Here is a 20,350-nt window from a genome sequence, read left to right as displayed (position 1 = left end):
GTTAGTACACAAAAATCAATAACTGCAAGTCTGGGTTTAGCATTGCTAAACCCCTACAGCTGACAACTGATGTTCTAGCTGAAAACCTCTACAACTAAATTTTGATTAAGCTGTAGCTTCTTCTACTTCACCATCTTCTCTGTCTTCTGGATCTACTTGGCGTAGTCGAATATGCTTCTTGCCTAAAGTAATGATAAATTCATCTCCAGGTTTAAGATTCATCTGTTTTGTATAAGCTGAACCTATGAGTAAATTGTTGTTAGACTGCACGCTAATTCTATAGCTGGCACTGCGTCCACCACGGCCATTAGCACCTGGTGTACTGTCCAACTCAATGCCCTCGGCATCAATTAAGGCATTCAAGAATTTCATCATATTCACGCGCTCTATACCATTTTTGGTAACAGTATAGTAGCCACACTGTTTAGCTTTCTCTTCCTTGCTTTCGTTCTCTAGCTCCTTAACTTTTTGGAGCAGTTCTTCACCAACAAGGGGTTCATTTTTTTTCTGTTTAGGCATCAACTTTGGTCGGAATTAAATGATTGAAGTGGTTGAATCGATTTTATTTTAACTGATACTGAGCTAACAGGAACAGAGTCCTTTATTTTTTTATCTCAGCATAGCCAAGTATATTACACTCTTATCAGAAATTGTTGCACAATTATCAATCTTGTCAAGATATTTTCTAAAATAAAATTCTGATCATGCTCAAAGAGAGATATATATAGTTTGTGAATTACTGGTAAACTGTATTTGTTTAAGTTTTTTAAAGTAACGTAAAAAAGTGGTTTGCTAAAGGAAGATGATTCTAAAGTCTTTAGTCATTAGTTATTAGTCAGGAGTTCAAGGAGTCAGGAGTTCAAGGAGTCAGGAGTCAGAATAATTTTAGATTTTAGATTTTAGATTTTAGATTGGAGTTGACAAGAACAATCCAAAATCCTTGCATCCAAAATCCTTTCATTGTATCCCCAGTCACCAGTCACCAGTCCCCAGCGATGCACTGAGCTTGTCGAAGTGTCCCTAGTCACCAGTCCCCAGCGATGCACTGAGCTTGTCGAAGTGTCCCCAGTCACCAGTCACCAGTCCCCAGTCCCCAGTCACCAGCGATGCACTGATCTTGTCGAAGTGTCCCCAGTCACCAGTCCCCAGTCACCTATTCCCTAACAAATGAAACTAACCACGAGAGGACACTATAGCGTTAAGGCATTGCTGGATTTAAGTTTACAGCCGAAATATGGACCTGTATCTGTCAGAGCGATCGCTAAACGTCAAGATATTCCGGCTCCCTATTTGGAAAAGCTGCTAATAGAAATGCGTCGCGCTGGGTTAGTCAACTCAATTCGTGGCAGTGTTGGTGGCTATCAATTAGCAAGAGAACCTGCACAAATTTCCATAGGACAAATTTTAGAGGCTGCTGGGGAAAATATGACTCACATACCTCTGAACAGTCCACCACCTGCTCAAGCGGAAGATTGGGTAACTTTTACTCTGTGGCAAAGACTGAACCAAAAGTTAAAAGAAGCTTTGTATAGTATTACTCTGGCAGACCTTTATTATGATGCGCGAAGTTGGCAAGCATCTCTAGGGGAAGAAGCAAGTTTTGTAGTTTAGTCAGTTGACTGGTGATTGGTGACTGGGGACTGGGGACTGGGGACACTTCGACAAGCTCAGTGCATCGCTGGGGACTGGGGACTGGTGACTGGGGACTGGGGACTGGGGACTGGTGATTGGTGATTGGTGATTGGGGACTGGGGAAGATTAATAACCCAATGACTAATAACCAATGACTAATGACTAATAACTAATAACTAATAACTAATGACTAATAACTAATGACTAATGACTAATAACATCTATATAAGTACCCAGGCAAAATTAATTGCACATAGTTATTGAAGAAAAAATCTCTGTAAACCTTACCTGTTCCCTGTTCCCTTGCTTCGGCTACGCTCAGCACAAGGTTCCCTGTTCCCTGTTCCCTCTCCTAACTATGAAATTTATTTTGCACGACTACTTATTAATTATTGCGGCTTTGTTAGATTACCTAATTGGTGATCCTTGGGGTTGGCCTCATCCCGTGCGAGTGATGGGTTGGTTAATTTCTGGTTTAAGTAAATTTTTTCTGCAACACTGTCAAAGTTCTCAAATACAACGTCTAGCTGGAATTGTACTTGCTATTATCCTCATTATTGGCAGCGGTTTATCTGGTTGGTTAATAGTTCAAATTGCTAGATGGTTACATCCATTTTTAGGAATTGTGGTGGAGAGCATTTTTTTAGCTAGTTGTTTTGCTCTTCATAGTTTGCGGAAAGCTGCTTTAGATGTTATCCAACCTTTAACAAAAGGTAACTTAGAATCAGCACGACAGATTTTAAGTAATTATGTAGGTCGGGATACGGAAAATCTCTCAGAAACAGAGGTTTTACGAGCAGTTCTGGAAACGGTGACAGAAAATGCTACTGATGGGGTCATGGCTCCTTTGTTTTATGCAATTGTGGGTGGATTAATACCATTGGTTGGACCTGTTCCTTTAGCACTAGCATATAAAGCCAGTAGTACCTTAGATTCAATGGTAGGTTATCGAGAAGCACCTTATACTTATATTGGTTGGTTCAGTGCTAAGTTAGAAGACTGTTTAACTTGGTTTCCTTGTCGGTTAACAGTGATGACTTTGGGATTTTTATCAATTAAACCTTTATATGTTTGGCGTATTTGTCGTCGGGATGCTATTCAAGATCCAAGTCCTAATTCTGGTTGGAGCGAGTGCGCTTATGCTGCTATTTTAGGTGTGCAGATGGGAGGTATAAACTGGTATCGTGGAGTAGCTAAACATAAACCACTCTTGGGAGATGCTATTTATCCCATTACCCCAACTTCGATTTCCCAAGCTTTACAATTAACTCGATATTCGTTTTTACTGTGGTTGGGGGTAGGAATATTTTTAATTTTATGAATAGGGAATAGGGAATAGGGAATAGGGAATAGGTATATTGAATTTAAAATTTAGAATTTATTTCTTCCCAATCACCAATCACCAATCACCAATCACCAATCACCAATCACCAATCACCATGTCTACCAAAGTAGTTGAAATTCTCTCATCTGAAGAACTGCGTCGTACTTTAACCCGTCTCGCGTCTCAAATGGTGGAACGGACGCGAGATTTGTCACAATTGGTACTTTTGGGTATTCATACTAGAGGTGTGCCGTTAGCCAATTTATTGGCACGTCAAATAGAAACTCTTGAAGGTATCAGTGTGGATGTGGGAGCATTAGATATTACATTCTATCGTGATGATTTAGATAAAATTGGTTTAAGAACTCCAGCGAAAACCGAGATACCTTTTGACTTGACGGGGAAAACTGTTGTTTTGGTAGATGATGTCATTTTCAAAGGTAGGACAATTCGTGCGGCTTTAAATGCGGTTAATGAGTATGGTAGACCAGAGGTGATTCGTTTGGCTGTATTAGTAGATAGGGGTCATCGGGAATTACCTATTCATCCTGATTTTGTGGGTAAAAAATTGCCTACTGCTAAGGAAGAAATTGTGAAAGTTTATTTACAAGATGAGGATGGAAGGGATGCAGTGGAGTTAATTGGTAATTGAAATAGGAGTTCAAGGAGTCAGGAGTGAGGAGTCAGGAGAAAGATAAATATTAGCTATTACCTATTAGCTATTAACTGTTAACTGCGCTAATAGTTTGTAATAATTGAGTTGCTGTAAAAGGTTTGCACAAAAAAGCTTTTACACCCATATCATAAACTGCGTTAACTTTATCGCTGGGAGCTAGTCCGCTAACAGCAATAATTTTGATATTGGGATTAATTTTTTTCAGGGTACGGATGCTGGTGAGTCCATCCATTGATGGCATGAATATATCAGTTAAAACTAAGGCTATTTGATCACGATGTTCTACATATAAGGCAATAGCTTCAATACCATCACGGGCAGTAATTACTTGATAATTATAGCTTTCAAGTGATGTTTTTGTAATTTCACAAATAGCAGATTCATCATCGACAACTAAGATCATTTCTCCATTACCTTGCGGTAAAGATATTTCAGTTTCTTCTATAATTTCGGTTGTATCTTGTGCTGGTAAATAGATTTTAAATTGACTGCCTTTTTTTTCTTCACTATAAACATTGATAAAACCACCATGACTTTTGACAATTCCCAATACTGTAGAAAGACCTAAACCAGTACCTTGTCCAAATTCTTTGGTAGTAAAAAATGGTTCAAATATCCGGTCTATCATCGTAGATTTAATACCAATTCCTGTATCAGTCACAGTAATAACAACATAAGGTTTAGCTTGAGCATCAATGTGGATTTGGGCGTAATTTTCATCAACTAAAAGATTTTCGGCAGTGATTGTTAATGTACCACCGTTGGGCATAGCATCACGGGCATTAACACATAAATTCATTAACACTTGATGTAATTGAGTAGCATCACCAGATACAGTCCAAAGATTTTGGGGAATTTGGGTGATAACTTCCATGTTTTTAGGAAATGTTTCTTGAATAATTTGCTGAATTTCAATGAGTAAATGTTTGAGTTGTAAAAGAGTGCGATCGCCATCCATTCCCTTAGCAAAAGATAATACTTGTTTAACTAAATTTGCACCGCGTTTAGCATTGCTAATTAATATAGGTATTAGTCGTCGAGCGCGTTCGTCCTTCACTTGAGTTTCCAAAATTTGCGCTGTCATTAAAATAGGTGCGAGGACATTATTTAAATCATGGGCAATACCACTAGCTAAAGTGCCTATACTTTCTAGTCTTTGGGTGCGGAGAAATTGCTGTTCTAATTGCTTTTTTTGGGTAATATCAGTGTTAACAACTAAAATAGATTGGGGCTTGTTTCCAAATGCGGGTACTAAAGTCCAACGACTAGCAACGATTATTGTTTTACCACATTTGCTAATTTGCTCCAGTTCTCCTTCCCAAGAACCATGTTTAAGGAGTATTTTTAATGCTTCTGAAATTTGAGAAAAAATTTTTTCTGGACAAAGATGCTGGATTTTTTTTGTCAGGGCTTCTTCTTGACTCCAACCATATAGATGTTCAGCGGCTTTGTTCCAAAATAAAATTTTGTCATCTAAATCACCTACAAAGATAGCGTCTGTAGCGACATCAAGTAAAGCTGCTTGTTGGCGAATTTTGTGTTCTGTTTGTTTGCGTTCAAGGGCGTAGCGGATTGAACGTTCTAATAAAGGTGCAGTTAATTGACTTTTTTCTAAATAATCGGCTGCTCCGGTTTTCATAGCTTCCAAATCTATTTCTCGATCTCCTTGACCTGTAAGTAAAATAAAAGGACAATTACAACCATTATTAATAGCTTCACTCAACAAGTCTAAACCATTATCCGCCCCTAAACAATAATCTACTAAATAGATATCATGTTGGTGTCGAGCGATCGCTTCCCTAGCTAATTGATAACTTTCCACCCATTCTAACTCACAACCAGTTACTTGAAATTCCCGAAACCAATCACGAGTTAGAATATAATCATCTTCATCATCATCAATTAACAAAACTTTAATGAGTCTGTCATTCATGATCGCCTCTTACTGCTTATAGGGGCAGTTCTACAATTTCAAACCAGTATTTTCCTATAGTTTTCATCACCTCAACTAAGGATGTGAAATTTCCAGGTTTTTGAATAAAGGAATTTGCTCCTAAATTGTATGTATTATATATATCTTCTTCTGTGTTAGAACTTGTCATGACTATAACGGGAATGATCCGGTGTTGGGGGTGATTTTTAAGTTCTTTTAGTACCTCTAATCCATGTTTTTTGGGCATATTTAAATCCAGGAAAATTAAACCTGGTCGCGGTGCTTTATTCACATCAGTATACAAGCCACGATGAGATAAATAATCCATCAATTCTTCACCATCCCTGACGATATGTAGTTTGATAGGCAATCGGCTTTCTAGCAAAGCATCATGAACTAATAAGCTATCATCATCGTCGTCATCAGCCATTAAAATGGTGACTTTTGGTTGCCGATCTTTCACTCCTAATGTCTCCTTTTTACTCATTACAAGTATTAATTAATTATTCAATTATTCCTAAGCATTCAGTTGTATTTTTCAGCCGCTTGCTGAGGACTGACTGCCCTGGGTTGAATGCTGCCCACATTTGTACAATTAACATCATTTTGGGGTGTAGTAGTAATCCATCTCTGGGAGGAAAAATTAGAGATGAGAATTAATTGGTAAGGTAATAATAAATTTTGCTCCTTGTCCTGGTTGACTTTTTGCTGTAATAGTACCGTGATGGCGTTCAGTAATTTTGCGACAGATAGCTAAACCGATGCCCGTACCTTCGTATTCACTGCGACTATGCAACCTTTGAAAAACATTGAAAATGCGGTCAAGATATTTTTCTGGAAAACCAATACCATTATCTTCAACAATAATTTGATAATAGGTGTTACCAACGGATAAATCATCAAGATCATTGTTGAAAAATTGACCATATATTTTGATCACGGGTGGTTGATTTGGACGATGAAACTTGAGGGCATTACCAATGAGATTTTGCAGTAATTGACGCATTTGTAAAGGATCACCTTGAATAATAGGTAATTCCCCTATTTCAATTTGTCCTCTAGTTTGCTGGATACTTACTTCTAAATCAGATAATACTTCTTGGGCAATTTGTGTTAAATTTACTGCTACATAAGGCTGCGCTCTAGTTGTGACTCGTGAAAGTGTCAATAAGCCTTCAATTAATGTTTCCATTCTCAAGGCTGCATTTTGCATTCGTTGTAAATAATCCCTTCCCTGTTCAGTTAAAAATTCTCCACAAGTGACTTGTAATCTTTCAGCAAATGTTTTAATTTTCCGCAGTGGTTCTTGTAAATCGTGAGAAGCAATAAAAGCAAATTGTTGCAGTTCTTCGTTAGAACGAGCTAGTTCTTGTCGTTGCTTGGTTTCTTGTTCTAAAATCAAACTTTGTGCTAAAGCTATACCAATTTGATCTGCAAGTTGTCGCAAGAGTCCAATTTCCCAGTTAGTCCATTGACGGGTATGTAAACATTGATGGGCAACTAGCAAACCCCAAAATTGATTTTGGCGAAAAATAGGAACGACAAGGTTAGCTTTAACTGCAAATTGTTGCAGAAATTCTACATGACAGGGTTGAATCTCTGCTTTCTCGATGTCGCTAATAGCACTAATGCGCCCCTGACTGTATTGTTGGATATAATTTTCACTGAAACAAGGATCATTAATTTTCTGTCCGAGAACAACAGGTAAACCGGGAACTACAGCTTCTTTGACTGCGAGGAAAGAACCATTCCCATTCAGTTGTAAAATTAATACTCGATCTGCTTGGAGTAGCTTTTGTACTTCGGTAACGCTGGTTTGGAGGATATCCTCTATTTGTAAAGATTGCCGAATTTTCAGGGTGATATTGGCGAATAATTGCGATCGCAAGTTTTGTCTTTGTAATTCTGCTTCGGCTCGTTTGCGATCAGTCATATCCATCATGAACCCAATCATCCGCACTGGTTTATTTGTGTGGTCTTGAACAATATAACCACGGTCAAAAATATAGGCATAAGTACCATCTCTACGCAAAAAGCGGTATTCATTCGACCAAAATTGTTTATTACTATCAATTACAGCACGTAAATCAGAATTAATTCGTTGTCTATCATCTGGATGTATTCTTTCACGCCACCAATTTACATCTAAATACAATTCTTCGGATGTATAACCAAAAAGTGACTGTACTGATTGATTCCACCATACTTGATTGGTGAGTAAATCCCAATCCCTTAACACATCATTAGTAGCCAGTGCAACTATTTTAAATCTTTCTTCACTTTTTTTGATTGCTTCTTTTATTCTTTGATGCTCAATTTGTTTACGCTTAGTAATATCCATAGATACCCCACATATTTGTAAGGGTACTCCTGATAAGTCTTTTCTCACTGCACCTTTACTAGCTAACCAGCGAATACTACCATCAGCCAAAACTACACGAAATTCAATTTCAAATGCTTCTCCGTCTTCAATAACTTTTTGATAAGTGCGGTTCACCAATTCTCGATCTTGGCTATGAATGCAGTTTAAAATAGTTTGATATGTGTGATGATAATGATCTTTATCTAAACCAAAAACACTTTCCAGATTATCCGATATGGTAATTTTATTGGTTGGGATATCGAAAGTCCAGATGCTGATGCCAGTTGCTTCTAATACCATCCTAATTTGTGTTTCCCAGTGATGCACTTGCTCACTTTGTCCTGGTATTTTTTTAGTCATTGAAAATCCGTTCTCCATTGCCAGTAGGCAGCTGATCGCTTTATAATAACGACAATTTTTAACAACTACTTACGTAAAATTGCATAAAAATTAGTTATGAAAACTCCATGTCTCCTGACCAAACCCAAAGCTGAAGATAGTTTTGGCATTACCTTGGCTCCGTTATTTCTTGAGGAAATATATACCAAAGCCGATGATCCAGCTAATGGTGCAGTAGTAGTAATGAGTGGGATGGTTCGTAATCAAACAGATGGTAAAGCTGTGGTAGCTTTAGAGTATCAAGCTTATGAACCGATGGCTTTACAGATATTTTATCAAATTGCCACTGATATTCGCAGTCAATGGCCGGATGTGAATCGAGTAGTCATATATCATCGGATCGGGCGGTTAAAAATTGGGGAAATTAGTGTTTTAGTAGCCGTGGGATGTCCCCATCGCAGTGAGGCGTTTGCAGCTTGTCAGTATGCTATTGATACTCTTAAACACAATGCACCAATTTGGAAAAAAGAACATTGGCAAGATGGTTCTAGTTCCTGGGTAAGTATTGGTGCTTGTGAACAAGAATGTTGAGGTTTTTTCGGTTAAGCCCAAAAAATCTCATGAGGGGATGCTGAATAAATGGGAAAACATTAACAGTTAAAGAATTTGAGCTATTTTGACTTTCAAAAAATGCAAGAGTTTTGAGGGTAAGAACTAAAAAACCTGGCACTTGAGATAAAAATTAAAACTTATACCAATTCTGTATGAAGATGCGCTAAATTATCTAACGAACCGCAAAGAACACAAAGAACACAAAGAAAGAGGTCAGAAAATTTAGCGCAGCCTCATAAATAAACGGTATTACCCACTGTCTAAAACTGTCACCTGTCACCTGCTATCATCACCAAAAGATTTTGTTAAGTATCTTAACAAGTCGAGAGTTTTTTGTTGCAATCATTTACATTATTTCAGTTTGTAACTATTTTGTGTAACCTCAAGGAATATGCCTTTAGACTAATGACGATATGGACATCATTCAGACAGGAATAAAGGCAAATGTGTTTAGTAAACTTCTTTTGTCATGAGTTTGTAGTTGCTGTTTCTGCGGTAGCTTGTATGGTTGGTTTGTTGTTGCTGTGGGATAGTAAACAAGAAACCAGTGAAGCACAAGTAACAGAAGAAACGCTGTTGAGAATGAGTTTTAGTTATTGGTTAGTTTACTGTCTTGCTTTTGGCATTGAGAAAATGGTTTTACCCCATTGGGAAGGTTTAACCATGACTCTAAAAATTACTACAGCTTTGTCATATTTTTTAACATTTTCTTGTATTTTAAGTTTGCCATTACATAAATTTGCGGTACATGAAGTTGAAGAATAGTCAAACATCAAAAGAGGAGCTTTTTAAACTCCTCTCCTGATTATTTGTGATCTTCATGAAATTTTCATAGCCACAGCGATCGCATTTTCCAATTGATCCTGTGATAACTGAGTGAGAACAAAAACCTCTTGCACTGTTTTACCCTGGCGTGCAATAACTTTATAACCCCCACGAATGGGTACAGACACGCGCAATTTCATTTGTGGCGCATGACCTTTAACTCTACCAATTACAGCAGGTGTGACAGTAGTGACCCCATGCTGTTGACACAACCGTTCTAAAATAGGAATGAGTCCGGGAAGGTGGGTAGAATGATTCCAAACAAGTCTACCATCAGTGGGTTTACTCATGATGGTTTACGCAGCTTCCAGAGGTGCCATTGTTAACCCAGCGCGGCGCAACTGTTGATGATATAGTTCTGCTGGTTCTTGGGGACCTACCCAAACTATGGCTTGTCCTTCATAATGTACTTGGTTAGTTAGTTCCCAAGCGCGATCGCTCGACATTCCCGGAATATACTTCACTAAACATTCAGCCACGTGCTGAAAAGTATTGAAATCATCATTTAAGACAATCACCTTATAATTAGGATAGGTTTTCCGAGTAACTTGACTCACCCGATCCGGTGTTACAGTTGGTGCTGAGGCCATTCCATAAACAGCTGCAAGTCTTGTCTCCATAAATAAACTACATTTTCCCAAAAAACACTTCAAATATCTAGTTTACTTTATGGTTGGGTTGAGAATTGACAGCAGTTAAGCAAGACTACAATAAAGAATATATAAACTAATAACAGGTGAAAAATGAACACCTTTGAATTATATACAACAGACTTTCATGCTTGGACTCAAGAACAAGTTAATTTACTCAAAACTCAACAATGGCATACATTAGATACTGTGAACCTCATTGAAGAACTGGAAACCTTGGGAAGAAAAGAAAGACAAGAATTGAGAAATAGACTAGCAGTGTTGTTAGGACATCTATTAAAATGGCAATTTCAAGCCGAAAAACGTACTAACAGTTGGTTGAGTACAATTAAAGAACAACGTATTCAAATTAAACTACTTTTAGAAGATAGTCCTAGTCTAAAACCCTATTTAGAGGAAATGTTTCTCACAGCTTATGAACTCGGTTTAGCATTAGCAATACGGGAAACTCAACTTGGGGAAAAAGTATTTCCAGAAATATGTCCTTACACCTGCGAACAAACCCTCAACTCGGAATTTTTACCAGAATAGGTGACTTGTGACTGGTGACTGGGAAAATACAAATAATTTCTCCCCATTACCCCACTTATCGCCATTTTTCCCAATTTTGATTGAAAATAGAAGTATCAGGAAAAGCAGTAGGATTACCGTTTTTCTCTAAAATACCTTTTAAAACCTGTAATTTTGGTTCTAATCTCGGTAAATCATCAACTAACTGATAAGGTGCTATATTTTCCTTCAATGCAAAACTAGCTACAGTTCCCGCAGCAGCACCAGCAGACCATTCAAAAGAATGCACCCGATAAGCAGCAGCAGCTATGTGACTGGTAGCAATACTTTTACCCCCTACTAATAAATTATCAATTTTTTGGGTAATCATTGCTCTCAGGGCAATTTGAAAAGGATAAGCGTTACCTCCACCCCGTCTTTCCCCCGGACGTTCTATATTACCAGGTGCTTCTGGTGGACTGTTCAACATACAGGGGTGAAAGTCTATAGCGTAGTGACCGATACCCACAGCATCCGGGAAAATAGTGGAACGGCGACGCTTTCTTGCCTTATTTGGACTGACTTCACCCCTAATACCCCTAATTACTAATATTGCTTCTATACCTGCTAGTGTGGCTTTTAACTGACGGTACATATCTGCGGGCAGAGTTTTCCGGTAATATTCATCATGATAATTATGGCGAGAAATATCAACTTCCCAAATACCAAACCCTTGGGGTTGTCCCCAACTGGGACGGCCAATAATGCGTCTTCCTTCACGCATATAAGGATATTTTGATAAACCAGATGCAGTTCCCATTGGTGAATTTATACCAGTTAATAAACGGTTTTTCGGTTGGGGTGTTTTCACATTTGCACCGAGTTGAGAATCAGTAGTTCCCGCGACTAACCAGTAATAATAAGCCAGAGCTTTTTCCTCTCCTTTACGGAGGGTTTCGGTTCTTAGTCCTCCTTTCCAGCCACCGGGTTGTAATTGACCAGTAGCTTGTAATTGTTGACGAGTATAAATTAAATTATCCTGTGCTGTTCCTGGTCGGTAGTCATTACCCCAAGTCCAGTTTTGCATAGATATATCCCCAGGTGTAGGAATTGTAAAATTAATACCACCGAATCTAGTTTGTTTACCTTTTTGGGGACTCCAAATACGACGATAGGTAAAAACTAAATCAAAATTGGCTAATCTTGATAGTTCATAACTAAAATATGGGGCATATTGATGATAAGATGGGGGCATGATTTGGGGTTGTGGTTCTTTAGTTGCCTCCATTGCAAAAGTATATGTAAAACCTTGGGTACAATAGGGATCATTTGTAGTGCTAGAAGATGAAGGTTCAAGATAGGAAAGTGGATCAATTCCTAAACGATAAGGTACATCAGCTAAAGCAATAATTTCTCCAGTTTCGCTTGCATCTATAACGTACCATTGATTATTATTTTTCTTTGATTGTTGGGGTAGAAAATGAATAATGGTTTTATTAAAACGAGAGGAATTTTGATAACTATAAGTGTCTTCTATGGTTTGGGAAAGGGTGAATGTGTTTAAAGGTGGGGCGTTTTTTGCTGGTTGATGTTGAATGGCGATCGCACTATTGATAATTTTACCATCTGCACTAATTTGTAAATCTTTAATTACCGTATTTGGGAATAAATGTAATTTTCCTCGACCCTGTTTTTCTGCATCTTTCAACATTTGGTAAATGATATTATGAGCATCACGGGGAAGAAAACAGGAGTCACTTACCCAACAGTCACCGGGGTTAAGTTGACCATATTTTTGTTGTATGCGGTTTCGTAATTCTAAATATCCACGAGAATAGAATTGTTTTTCTCTTTGAGTTGGTCTTTCATCTAACGCAGATGTACCTTGAGAGGAAATTTGTCCTCCTAACCAGTCGGTAATTTCTGTTAAACAAACGGTGTTTCCTGCAAGTAAACTTTCGTAAGCTGTCGCAACTCCAGAAAGTCCACCACCGACAACGAGAATTTCACAGTTGACGGTTTTATCTGGGTTTCTGGGTGGGGTTGCGGTGACGGAGTAGGGTGTGAGGAAGGTGGTTAATAGGGTTATGCTGATGAGACGTTTCATGGTTGATGCAATATGTCTACTATGTCATTTTGTAGACGGTGGTTCTGGGGGAAAGGTTCTTGGTGGGTTTAGATGAGATAATTAAAGTTATAACTATTTACAATCATCTGACATTGAGATGATATGGATTATATATAGGTATTGTTGTCTAATATGGTTTAAGTGTATTCTAATTTAATTGGATAGTTAGCTAAATTTACTCAAACTAAATAGAAAATTCTAATTTATCCAATTGTTACTACTTGTACTAAATTCAGTATTGGATATGAAAAACATAGGGATCGTAAAAAGATTTTTTGCTGCCATTACATTAAGTATGATACTAATATTTTTGGTAAGCTGTTCTTCGGAAGGAAATAGCAAACCTAACCTCCAACAAATGTACAATGAATCAAACGCAGAAGTTGTAAAACTACGAGAAGAAAATAAACAATTAATTCAAGAAAATGCTACTTTCAAAAGCGATTTGCAAGGTGGACGTACTGCCTCAGAGACAATAAAATCTTTGAACAAAAGAGAGCAGGATTTAAACAAGAGAGAGCAAGATTTAGATAGACGCGAAAAGCTACTTGAAAAACGGGAACAAAGCTTCGAGCAGAAAAACAACGATATTTATTCTCAAAAAGAAGAAGTAGGTGCGGCAAAACAGATTCAGAAAGATTATGAAGAGCAAAAACAATTAGTGAAAGAGGTATCAAATGAAAGAGATCAAGCTGTATTTTTGCGTACCATATTTATGGTAATAGGTGTTGTATTACTAGTTCCTCTTATTTGGATTTTCATTTTGTACATAAATTTAAGAAGAAAGATGGAGAATAATGAACAGGTAATAAGAGCAGCTATAGATAATCCATCTGCATCTCCTGAACAAATTAGAAACATACTAGACGCACTGAGAGGATATAGTCAACCTATGAAAATGATCAATTCTCAAAGTGATAGTAGTTCCTAAATAGAATCTAGCGTTTAAGGTTAGCTTGAAAAAAGCTAACCAAAACGACTTCACCTCGTAACACTAGCAATTACCTGACCAATATCCTGGGGAGTTGCACCAGTAGCTAACATCGCACGTATCAATAACTCAATCGAAACAGAAGCATCTCCATTTTCTGCATTAGCAATTCTAGGTTGGCTAGAATTAAGTTTAGCTGCTAAATCAGCCTGAGTCATTAAATTTTGTCTTCGTTCTTTCAAACTGCGACTTAGAGCTAATTTAATTTCTACTAACGCTGCTTCCTCTGGAGTTAATTCCAGGAATTCTGCGACTGTTCCAATTTTCCAACCTTTAGCTTCAAGACGTTCTCTTTTTGAGTTATCCATAAAATTTTATCCTCTCAATCTCTGTCATATTTACTTAATCTTTTCTTACAGGTATCAATCACACTATCTGGTGTTTCTGTTGAACTTTTGTTAAATACTTCGACAATTAATATCGCATCATCATCAATTCTGTAAATGATTCTCCAATTCTTATCTACATCTCTGACCCTTAACTCGTGACACCGTGATCCAATAGTTGGCATTGGTCGAGAATGAGGCATTCCCAGATTTTCACCTTGCTGTAACTTTCTCAGTAGTACACCAGCCTCTATTCGTGCTGCTTCAGTAAATGGCGGAGTTTTAACTTCTCCGTGTAGCCAAACTAGAGATTTATCAGTTTGTGCCATATCCTAATTATATCAAATATGATATATTTTCGCACAAAAATTGAAAAATACAACTATTTTTCGCGTTGCATAAATGCGGGATGAATTGGCGTTTGAAACCGTTGAAAATTCGTTCTAAATTGGGCGAAATCATCCCATGATTCAGCAACGCCCTATTTTTATTTTTTGTTACTTGGAAATTGATCCTTTTGGGAATATAAAAATTATCACACCTCAAATATTTATTAATCAACTATAATTACAATTCCTATACTTTTATACACTTTCATCAAACACCAAGCTGATTGAGAGATACCTTGTTTGACCCTAATCTGCTAATATCAAACAACCAGTCCGAAAACCAGTTACCCTAAATTGATAATCTATCATAGACATACCACCGCAAAAAACAACCTTACAGATAGGGAAAGTGCCATGAACAGCAAAAACCCCATTTTTTCAAAAAAAGCTTTAAAAATCGCCATTTTATTATCACCATTACTGTTATCTACAGGGTTTTGGGGTGGAAAACTGCAACTATCCGCTACTGCTCAGGTATTATCGAATCAGGAACGGGAAGAATTAACCAGACTGCGACAGGAAAACCGCCTTCAAAAGCAAGTACAGTCAGACTTTGAGCGTGCTTTTACTCGCACGAATACCCTACTTAATATTTGGTTAACGATTTTAAGTTTATTTCCTGTGGTTTTAATTGCTACTTTATGGTTTTTAAGAAAAGCGATAATTCGGGATATTGTTGAACGAGCAATGCAGCAGGTACAAGGAATTGAAAAACTACAAACGCAATTAATTAATGTTAGTCAAGATTCTGAAAATTTGATTAAAACTTCTCAAAGTCTCACTCAGCAATTAACACAGGAAGTTAATAGACTGAAAACCGCAATTCAAGGTGAAGAGGAAAATTTATCTATTCTTTTATCTGATTTACCAAAATCAAAACAGGAATTTCTCACAGCTTTAGAACGTGAAGTTGAATCTGCTCAAGAGAATATCAGCGATTTAGAATTTAGGTTAAATACTCAATTAGAACAAGTCACTTTATCTGCTCAACAACAAAAAATTACAATTGAAAATGTCAGAAAATTAGAAGCTGAGTTAGTTTCTCAATTTAAGCAAATGAAGTCAGCAGTGGAAAATCAAAAAGACGCTGCTGTTAATGATATTGAAACAACCCGTTCTCAGTTAATATCTCAACTTCAGGGTTTAGAATCGGAAACTTTACAACAAAAAGAAGATACTTTTGAAAGTATAGCACAATCACGCTCAGATTTTACTGATCAGTTATTTCACTTTCAGTCCGATGCTCAACATCAAACAGATATTTTTATTGAGAATTTGTCAAAATTAAATAATCTGTTTAAATCCCAACTTGCTGAATTACAAACTGATGCTCAAAATCAACAAGGTGGTTTATTTGATAATTTAAATAAATTACAGCTTGACTTTTCTCAGCAACTATCATTATTACAAAATGCTGCTCAAATTCGTCAACAGGAAATCATTGATAATTTAGCAAAATCGGGTAATGAGTTTGTTTCCCAGTTCTCTGATGTTTACAGTGATGTACAGGAAAATATTCAACAACAAAAATCACAGAATTTACAGAATTTACAAAAGTTAGAATCTGAATCTCTTAAACAAATTAGAGAATTACAAAATGTTGCGGAATTGCGTCAACAGCAAATAGTTGAGAATTTAGAAAAATCAGGTGATGATTTTATTTCTCAGTTTGCTGATATTCAAACCGATATTCAAAAACAAAAATCACAGATTTTACAGAATTTACAAAAATTAGAATCTGAATCTATTGAGCAGATTAGGATTTTACCAAATGTAGCGGAAGTGCGTCAACAGCAAATAGTTGAGAATTTAGAAAAATCAGGTGATGAGTTTATTTCTCAGTTTGCTGATATTCAAACCGATATTCAGAAACAAAAATCACAAATTTTACAGAATTTACAAAAATTAGAATCTGAATCTATTGAGCAGATTAGGATTTTACCAAATGTGGCAGAATTACGTCAACAGCAAATAGTTGAGAATTTAGAAAAATCAGGTGATGAGTTTATTTCTCAGTTTGCTGATATTCAAACTGATATTCAAAAACAAAAATCACAGATTTTACAGAATTTACAAAAGTTAGAATCTGAGTCTATCAACCAAATCAAAGTATTGCAAAATGTAGCGGAAGTGCGTCAACAGCAAATAGTTGAGAATTTAGAAAAATCAGGTGATGAGTTTATTTCTCAGTTTGCTGATATTCAAAGTAATTTTGAACAACAGAAATTGAGCATTTTAGAGAAGTTAGAACAGTTAGAAAAATTAGAAGCTGAGTTTGTTAAACAACTTGCAAAATTACAGTTAGACGCTCAAACTCGGAAAGAGTCTATTTTACAAGATTTAGCAACTATTCAACCTCAATTTATAGCTGAACCTGAAAATACACAACTAAATATACAAGTACAAGAAACCGCACCCGAAACAATACCAGAAACAATACCAGAACCCACACAAATAGAAGTTTCTGCGGATGACTATATCAAAGAAGCGGAAATGTTGTTTTCAGAAAAACGTTATGAAGATGCTTTAGCAATTTATGAACAAGTCGTTAATATTCAACCTGATAATGCAGAAGTTTGGTTAAAACGGGGTTTAATTCTTAGTCGTTTAAAAAGATATAAAGATGCGATAATGTCTTACAATAAAGCCATTAAAATTAACCCTGAATATCATCAAGCTTGGTGTGATATTGGTGTAGCTTGTGGTAATTTAGGTAAACACAAAGAAGCATTCAATTGTTTTGATAAAGCTACTCAGATCAAACCAGATGATAGTGTGGCTTGGTTAAATCGTGGTTTGTCTTTGGTAGAATTGGAACGTTATGAAGATGCGATCGCTTCTTTTGATCAAGCGTTAAAATTTCAACCCAACTCCCCGAAAATTTGGGATAAACGTGGTTACACCTTGGTAAGATTAGGCAAAGATGACGAAGCAATTACTAATTTCGATAAAGCACTAGAAATTAGACCAGACTATGCAAGTGCTTACTATAATAAAGCTGCTTGTTATGCACTACAAAGAGAAGTTGAATTAGCATTAGAGAATTTGCAAAAAGCAATTGAGCTTAAACCTAGCTACAAGGAAGATGCAGCTACAGATATAGATTTTGATGATATTAATCAAGATCAAACCTTTCAAAAATTAATTCAGAGTTAGTCATGAGAAATTAAAAATACCCCTGCATAGTTTCTACACAAATTAGAAACTATAAAGGGGTAATTTGAAGTCATTAATGTCTCTTGCAAGGAGAGGGGGATGGAGCAGAGAAATTGAACAATAGGTAAGCTGCAATTGTGCAAGGAAAAGCCTTAACAACAACGTAGTTTCCTTTCACGGAAATCCTATCAATACCTCTTGATTGAAGATATAACTTATTTCTCCCATACCTCATCTATCTAGAGAAATAGTATAAATATACTCCAAGAATGATTGACTAAAGGATAAAATATATGATATTCGGCGTTATTTTTGATTGATTTGAACCTTTAAACAGGATATTCTCACTATACGAATAAACGCAGCCAAGGACACTTTTCCATAAATCCTAATGCTTTATTTTCAGCATTTATATCATTAATATGTGTTGGTGTGGGTCGAATAATGCCATCAAATAAATCATCTAAACCGTAAGGTGTGAAAAATCGCCATTCACCTAAGTCATTCATAGATACACCTACAGCAGTTGCAGTGTGTAACCAATCTTTAATTCCATCTTCTGTACTGTAATATATAGTTCTACCTGTCCGCCATCTACCAAAACTAGCTTGATTTTTAATATCAAATTCATACTGAGGAAATTGTGTAGTGAGAATTGATTTTACTTGTTGTTCCTGTTCTCGTGTTCCCTGTAAATCAAAAAAAGCAATATCAAAATCTTTGATGAATAATTGACATTTTTCACCAAATAGGTTAGACCATACGGTATTGCGTACTGCCCCTCCTGCTAACCACCAGTTGGGTAAGTTGATTTGAGCGATGTGTGGTAGTACATCTGCAATTACGGAATCTAAGAGAATAGTTTTTAATTTTGTAGAATCACTCATGATTTATTTCACAACTTGAAAATACAGATAAAGTCATTTATTGACAAGTATCATAACAAGTATGATACAATGCTTTGGATGACTAAAGTCCAGAAATGACGCAGAAAACGCAGAAATAAATAACGCAGACTTTTATAACCTACAAAGGCTACGGCTTTTGATAAAATGGTGAATAGACTAAAAATACATGATATTAATTAAGCGTAATTTCCCATGACCACTTCTTCCCGTCGTTATCACATTACTACTTTCGGCTGCCAAATGAATAAGGCCGATTCAGAGCGCATGGCTGGCATTCTGGAAGATATGGGCTTTGAATGGTCAGAAGATCCTAATGATGCTAATGTGATTCTTTATAATACTTGCACGATTAGAGATAATGCGGAACAAAAGGTTTATTCTTATTTAGGTAGACAGGCAAAGCGTAAGCATAAAGAACCTGATTTAACTTTGGTGGTTGCTGGTTGTGTGGCACAACAGGAAGGTGAATCTTTACTGCGTCGTGTTCCTGAGTTAGATTTAGTAATGGGACCACAACACGCTAACCGTCTCAAAGATTTGCTAGAGTCGGTTTTTGAGGGTAATCAGGTTGTTGCTACGGAAGAAGTACATATTTTAGAAGATATTACCCAACCAAGGCGAGATAGTAAAGTGACTGCTTGGGTAAATGTGATTTATGGTTGTAATGAACGTTGTACTTATTGTGTAGTTCCTAATGTGCGGGGTGTGGAACAGTCTCGCACACCAGAAGCTATCCGTGCGGAAATTGAAACTTTAGGAAAACAAGGTTACAAAGAAATTACCCTTTTAGGTCAAAATATTGACGCTTATGGACGGGATTTACCCGGTTCAACTCCTGAAGGTCGTCATTTACATACTTTAACAGATTTACTTTATTATGTCCATGATGTTCCAGGAATTGAAAGAATTAGATTTGCTACCAGTCATCCCCGGTATTTTACGGAAAGGTTAATTAAAGCCTGTGCGGAATTGCCCAAAGTTTGCGAGCATTTTCACATTCCTTTTCAGTCTGGGGATAATGAAGTGTTGAAAGCAATGTCACGTGGTTATACCCAGGATAAATACCGACGGATTATTGATACAATTCGTAAGTATATGCCAGATGCTTCTATTAGTGCAGATGCTATCGTCGGTTTTCCTGGGGAAACAGAGGAACAGTTTGAGAATACTTTGAAATTGGTGGCTGATATTGGTTTTGATCAGTTGAATACTGCTGCATATTCACCCCGTCCGGGTACACCTGCGGCGCTGTGGGATAATCAGTTAAGCGAGGAGGTTAAGAGCGATCGCCTACAAAGATTAAATCATTTAGTGGCGATTAAAGCAGCCGAGCGATCGCAACGTTATTTTGGCAGAGTTGAGGAAGTTCTAGTTGAGGATCAAAACAGCAAAGATCCAACTCAGGTGATGGGAAGAACCGGAGGAAACCGCCTGACTTTCTTTACAGGAGATATCAATGAACTCAAGGGAAAAATAGTCAAGGTAAAAATTACCGAAGTTCGCGCTTTTAGTTTAAGTGGTGAACCTGTAGAAGTGCGGGAAGCGGTAATGGTGCAACTGGGGCAAAGCAAACCATTACCCTCCCTTAGCGCGACTCGGAAGAATACAAT

The 20,350-nt window shown here is 37.0% G+C and carries 20 protein-coding genes; 10 read left to right on the top strand and 10 right to left on the bottom strand.

The genetic code is table 11. From position 1 onward, the window contains the following. Positions 1-105: 105 nt before the first annotated feature. Complete coding sequence (locus H5968_RS20350; RefSeq protein WP_096571485.1) at positions 106-519, bottom strand: AbrB family transcriptional regulator; 414 nt, start codon at positions 517-519, stop codon at positions 106-108. A gap of 441 nt (positions 520-960) precedes the next feature. Here H5968_RS20350 and H5968_RS20345 point away from each other — a divergent pair, with 441 nt between their 5' ends. The 4 genes from H5968_RS20345 (at position 961) to pyrR (ending at position 3,608) form a co-directional block, all read left to right on the top strand. Continuing rightward, a complete protein-coding gene (locus tag H5968_RS20345; protein WP_187041410.1) occupies positions 961-1,164 on the top strand; it encodes a hypothetical protein in 204 nt (67 codons plus the stop codon). Between the two features lie 3 nt (positions 1,165-1,167). Continuing rightward, on the top strand, positions 1,168-1,611 hold the full coding sequence (locus H5968_RS20340; protein WP_096571486.1) for an Rrf2 family transcriptional regulator: 444 nt from the start codon (positions 1,168-1,170) through the stop codon (positions 1,609-1,611). Between the two features lie 391 nt (positions 1,612-2,002). Beyond that, a complete protein-coding gene (cbiB, locus tag H5968_RS20335; RefSeq protein WP_255427207.1) occupies positions 2,003-2,953 on the top strand; it encodes an adenosylcobinamide-phosphate synthase CbiB in 951 nt (316 codons plus the stop codon). Between the two features lie 118 nt (positions 2,954-3,071). Next, positions 3,072-3,608, top strand: a complete 537-nt coding sequence (gene pyrR, locus H5968_RS20330) for a bifunctional pyr operon transcriptional regulator/uracil phosphoribosyltransferase PyrR (protein WP_187041414.1) — start codon at positions 3,072-3,074, stop codon at positions 3,606-3,608. Between the two features lie 70 nt (positions 3,609-3,678). On the opposite strand, the gene H5968_RS20325 is transcribed toward pyrR, so the two are convergent. From H5968_RS20325 to H5968_RS20315, 3 genes are all read right to left on the bottom strand, one after another. Further along, positions 3,679-5,565, bottom strand: a complete 1,887-nt coding sequence (locus tag H5968_RS20325) for a response regulator (RefSeq protein ID WP_187041408.1) — start codon at positions 5,563-5,565, stop codon at positions 3,679-3,681. Between the two features lie 16 nt (positions 5,566-5,581). Then, complete coding sequence (locus H5968_RS20320; protein ID WP_096572809.1) at positions 5,582-6,028, bottom strand: response regulator; 447 nt, start codon at positions 6,026-6,028, stop codon at positions 5,582-5,584. Positions 6,029-6,208: 180 nt separating this feature from the next. Continuing rightward, positions 6,209-8,287, bottom strand: coding sequence for a PAS domain-containing protein (locus H5968_RS20315; RefSeq protein ID WP_187041407.1), 2,079 nt, complete (start codon positions 8,285-8,287; stop codon positions 6,209-6,211). A 96-nt stretch (positions 8,288-8,383) separates the two neighbouring features. Here H5968_RS20315 and H5968_RS20310 point away from each other — a divergent pair, with 96 nt between their 5' ends. Both H5968_RS20310 and H5968_RS20305 read left to right on the top strand, forming a co-directional pair. After that, a complete protein-coding gene (locus tag H5968_RS20310) occupies positions 8,384-8,857 on the top strand; it encodes a molybdenum cofactor biosynthesis protein MoaE (protein ID WP_187041406.1) in 474 nt (157 codons plus the stop codon). 465 nt (positions 8,858-9,322) lie between these two features. Then, entirely contained in the window at positions 9,323-9,643 is a 321-nt protein-coding gene (locus H5968_RS20305) for a hypothetical protein (RefSeq protein WP_096571498.1), read from the top strand. 53 nt (positions 9,644-9,696) lie between these two features. On the opposite strand, the gene H5968_RS20300 is transcribed toward H5968_RS20305, so the two are convergent. Beyond that, complete coding sequence (locus tag H5968_RS20300) at positions 9,697-9,993, bottom strand: DUF2103 domain-containing protein (RefSeq protein WP_096571500.1); 297 nt, start codon at positions 9,991-9,993, stop codon at positions 9,697-9,699. Positions 9,994-9,999: 6 nt separating this feature from the next. After that, positions 10,000-10,323 (bottom strand): ATP-dependent Clp protease adapter ClpS, encoded by a 324-nt coding sequence (gene clpS, locus H5968_RS20295; protein WP_187041405.1) that lies wholly within the window; start codon positions 10,321-10,323, stop codon positions 10,000-10,002. A gap of 123 nt (positions 10,324-10,446) precedes the next feature. Between clpS and H5968_RS20290 the strand changes: the two genes are divergently transcribed. Further along, on the top strand, positions 10,447-10,884 hold the full coding sequence (locus H5968_RS20290; RefSeq protein ID WP_096571504.1) for a DUF29 domain-containing protein: 438 nt from the start codon (positions 10,447-10,449) through the stop codon (positions 10,882-10,884). Between the two features lie 55 nt (positions 10,885-10,939). Here the strand turns inward: H5968_RS20290 and H5968_RS20285 are convergent, their stop codons facing one another. After that, positions 10,940-12,949 carry an FAD-dependent oxidoreductase gene (locus tag H5968_RS20285; RefSeq protein WP_187041404.1) on the bottom strand — a complete coding sequence of 670 codons (2,010 nt, stop codon included), beginning with the start codon at positions 12,947-12,949 and terminating at the stop codon, positions 10,940-10,942. A 265-nt stretch (positions 12,950-13,214) separates the two neighbouring features. Between H5968_RS20285 and H5968_RS20280 the strand changes: the two genes are divergently transcribed. Continuing rightward, entirely contained in the window at positions 13,215-13,901 is a 687-nt protein-coding gene (locus tag H5968_RS20280) for a hypothetical protein (protein WP_187041403.1), read from the top strand. A gap of 50 nt (positions 13,902-13,951) precedes the next feature. Here H5968_RS20280 and H5968_RS20275 read toward each other — a convergent pair whose 3' ends face one another. Then, a complete protein-coding gene (locus tag H5968_RS20275; protein WP_187041402.1) occupies positions 13,952-14,269 on the bottom strand; it encodes a helix-turn-helix transcriptional regulator in 318 nt (105 codons plus the stop codon). Between the two features lie 14 nt (positions 14,270-14,283). Then, positions 14,284-14,616, bottom strand: a complete 333-nt coding sequence (locus H5968_RS20270; protein ID WP_187041401.1) for a type II toxin-antitoxin system RelE/ParE family toxin — start codon at positions 14,614-14,616, stop codon at positions 14,284-14,286. A gap of 414 nt (positions 14,617-15,030) precedes the next feature. Between H5968_RS20270 and H5968_RS20265 the strand changes: the two genes are divergently transcribed. Further along, positions 15,031-17,832: a tetratricopeptide repeat protein gene (locus tag H5968_RS20265; protein ID WP_187041400.1), complete on the top strand. Its 2,802-nt coding sequence runs from the start codon at positions 15,031-15,033 to the stop codon at positions 17,830-17,832. 347 nt (positions 17,833-18,179) lie between these two features. Here the strand turns inward: H5968_RS20265 and H5968_RS20260 are convergent, their stop codons facing one another. After that, entirely contained in the window at positions 18,180-18,719 is a 540-nt protein-coding gene (locus tag H5968_RS20260) for a nucleotidyltransferase family protein (protein WP_187041399.1), read from the bottom strand. A 213-nt stretch (positions 18,720-18,932) separates the two neighbouring features. On the opposite strand from H5968_RS20260, the gene miaB reads away from it, so the two are divergent. Continuing rightward, a partial coding sequence (miaB, locus tag H5968_RS20255; RefSeq protein ID WP_187041398.1) for a tRNA (N6-isopentenyl adenosine(37)-C2)-methylthiotransferase MiaB occupies positions 18,933-20,350 on the top strand: 1,418 nt, incomplete at its 3' end.

Source organism: Sphaerospermopsis sp. LEGE 00249, assembly GCF_014299995.1.
Classification (GTDB): Bacteria; Cyanobacteriota; Cyanobacteriia; order Cyanobacteriales; family Nostocaceae; genus Sphaerospermopsis; species Sphaerospermopsis kisseleviana.
Note: the sequence above shows the minus strand (reverse complement) of the source record. Positions and strands in the feature narration are given on the sequence as shown.

Excerpts from the sequence above, each read along its gene's own strand:
- H5968_RS20310 (WP_187041406.1), top strand. The coding sequence starts at position 8,384 with ATGAAAACTCCATGTCTCCTGACCAAACCCAAAGCTGAAGATAGTTTT.
- H5968_RS20290 (WP_096571504.1), top strand. The coding sequence starts at position 10,447 with ATGAACACCTTTGAATTATATACAACAGACTTTCATGCTTGGACTCAA.
- H5968_RS20275 (WP_187041402.1), bottom strand. The coding sequence starts at position 14,269 with ATGGATAACTCAAAAAGAGAACGTCTTGAAGCTAAAGGTTGGAAAATT.
- H5968_RS20340 (WP_096571486.1), top strand. The coding sequence starts at position 1,168 with ATGAAACTAACCACGAGAGGACACTATAGCGTTAAGGCATTGCTGGAT.
- H5968_RS20260 (WP_187041399.1), bottom strand. The coding sequence starts at position 18,719 with ATGAGTGATTCTACAAAATTAAAAACTATTCTCTTAGATTCCGTAATT.
- H5968_RS20270 (WP_187041401.1), bottom strand. The coding sequence starts at position 14,616 with ATGGCACAAACTGATAAATCTCTAGTTTGGCTACACGGAGAAGTTAAA.
- H5968_RS20265 (WP_187041400.1), top strand. The coding sequence starts at position 15,031 with ATGAACAGCAAAAACCCCATTTTTTCAAAAAAAGCTTTAAAAATCGCC.
- H5968_RS20305 (WP_096571498.1), top strand. The coding sequence starts at position 9,323 with ATGTGTTTAGTAAACTTCTTTTGTCATGAGTTTGTAGTTGCTGTTTCT.
- pyrR (WP_187041414.1), top strand. The coding sequence starts at position 3,072 with ATGTCTACCAAAGTAGTTGAAATTCTCTCATCTGAAGAACTGCGTCGT.
- H5968_RS20300 (WP_096571500.1), bottom strand. The coding sequence starts at position 9,993 with ATGAGTAAACCCACTGATGGTAGACTTGTTTGGAATCATTCTACCCAC.
- H5968_RS20350 (WP_096571485.1), bottom strand. The coding sequence starts at position 519 with ATGCCTAAACAGAAAAAAAATGAACCCCTTGTTGGTGAAGAACTGCTC.
- clpS (WP_187041405.1), bottom strand. The coding sequence starts at position 10,323 with ATGGAGACAAGACTTGCAGCTGTTTATGGAATGGCCTCAGCACCAACT.
- H5968_RS20315 (WP_187041407.1), bottom strand. The coding sequence starts at position 8,287 with ATGACTAAAAAAATACCAGGACAAAGTGAGCAAGTGCATCACTGGGAA.
- H5968_RS20325 (WP_187041408.1), bottom strand. The coding sequence starts at position 5,565 with ATGAATGACAGACTCATTAAAGTTTTGTTAATTGATGATGATGAAGAT.
- H5968_RS20280 (WP_187041403.1), top strand. The coding sequence starts at position 13,215 with ATGAAAAACATAGGGATCGTAAAAAGATTTTTTGCTGCCATTACATTA.
- H5968_RS20285 (WP_187041404.1), bottom strand. The coding sequence starts at position 12,949 with ATGAAACGTCTCATCAGCATAACCCTATTAACCACCTTCCTCACACCC.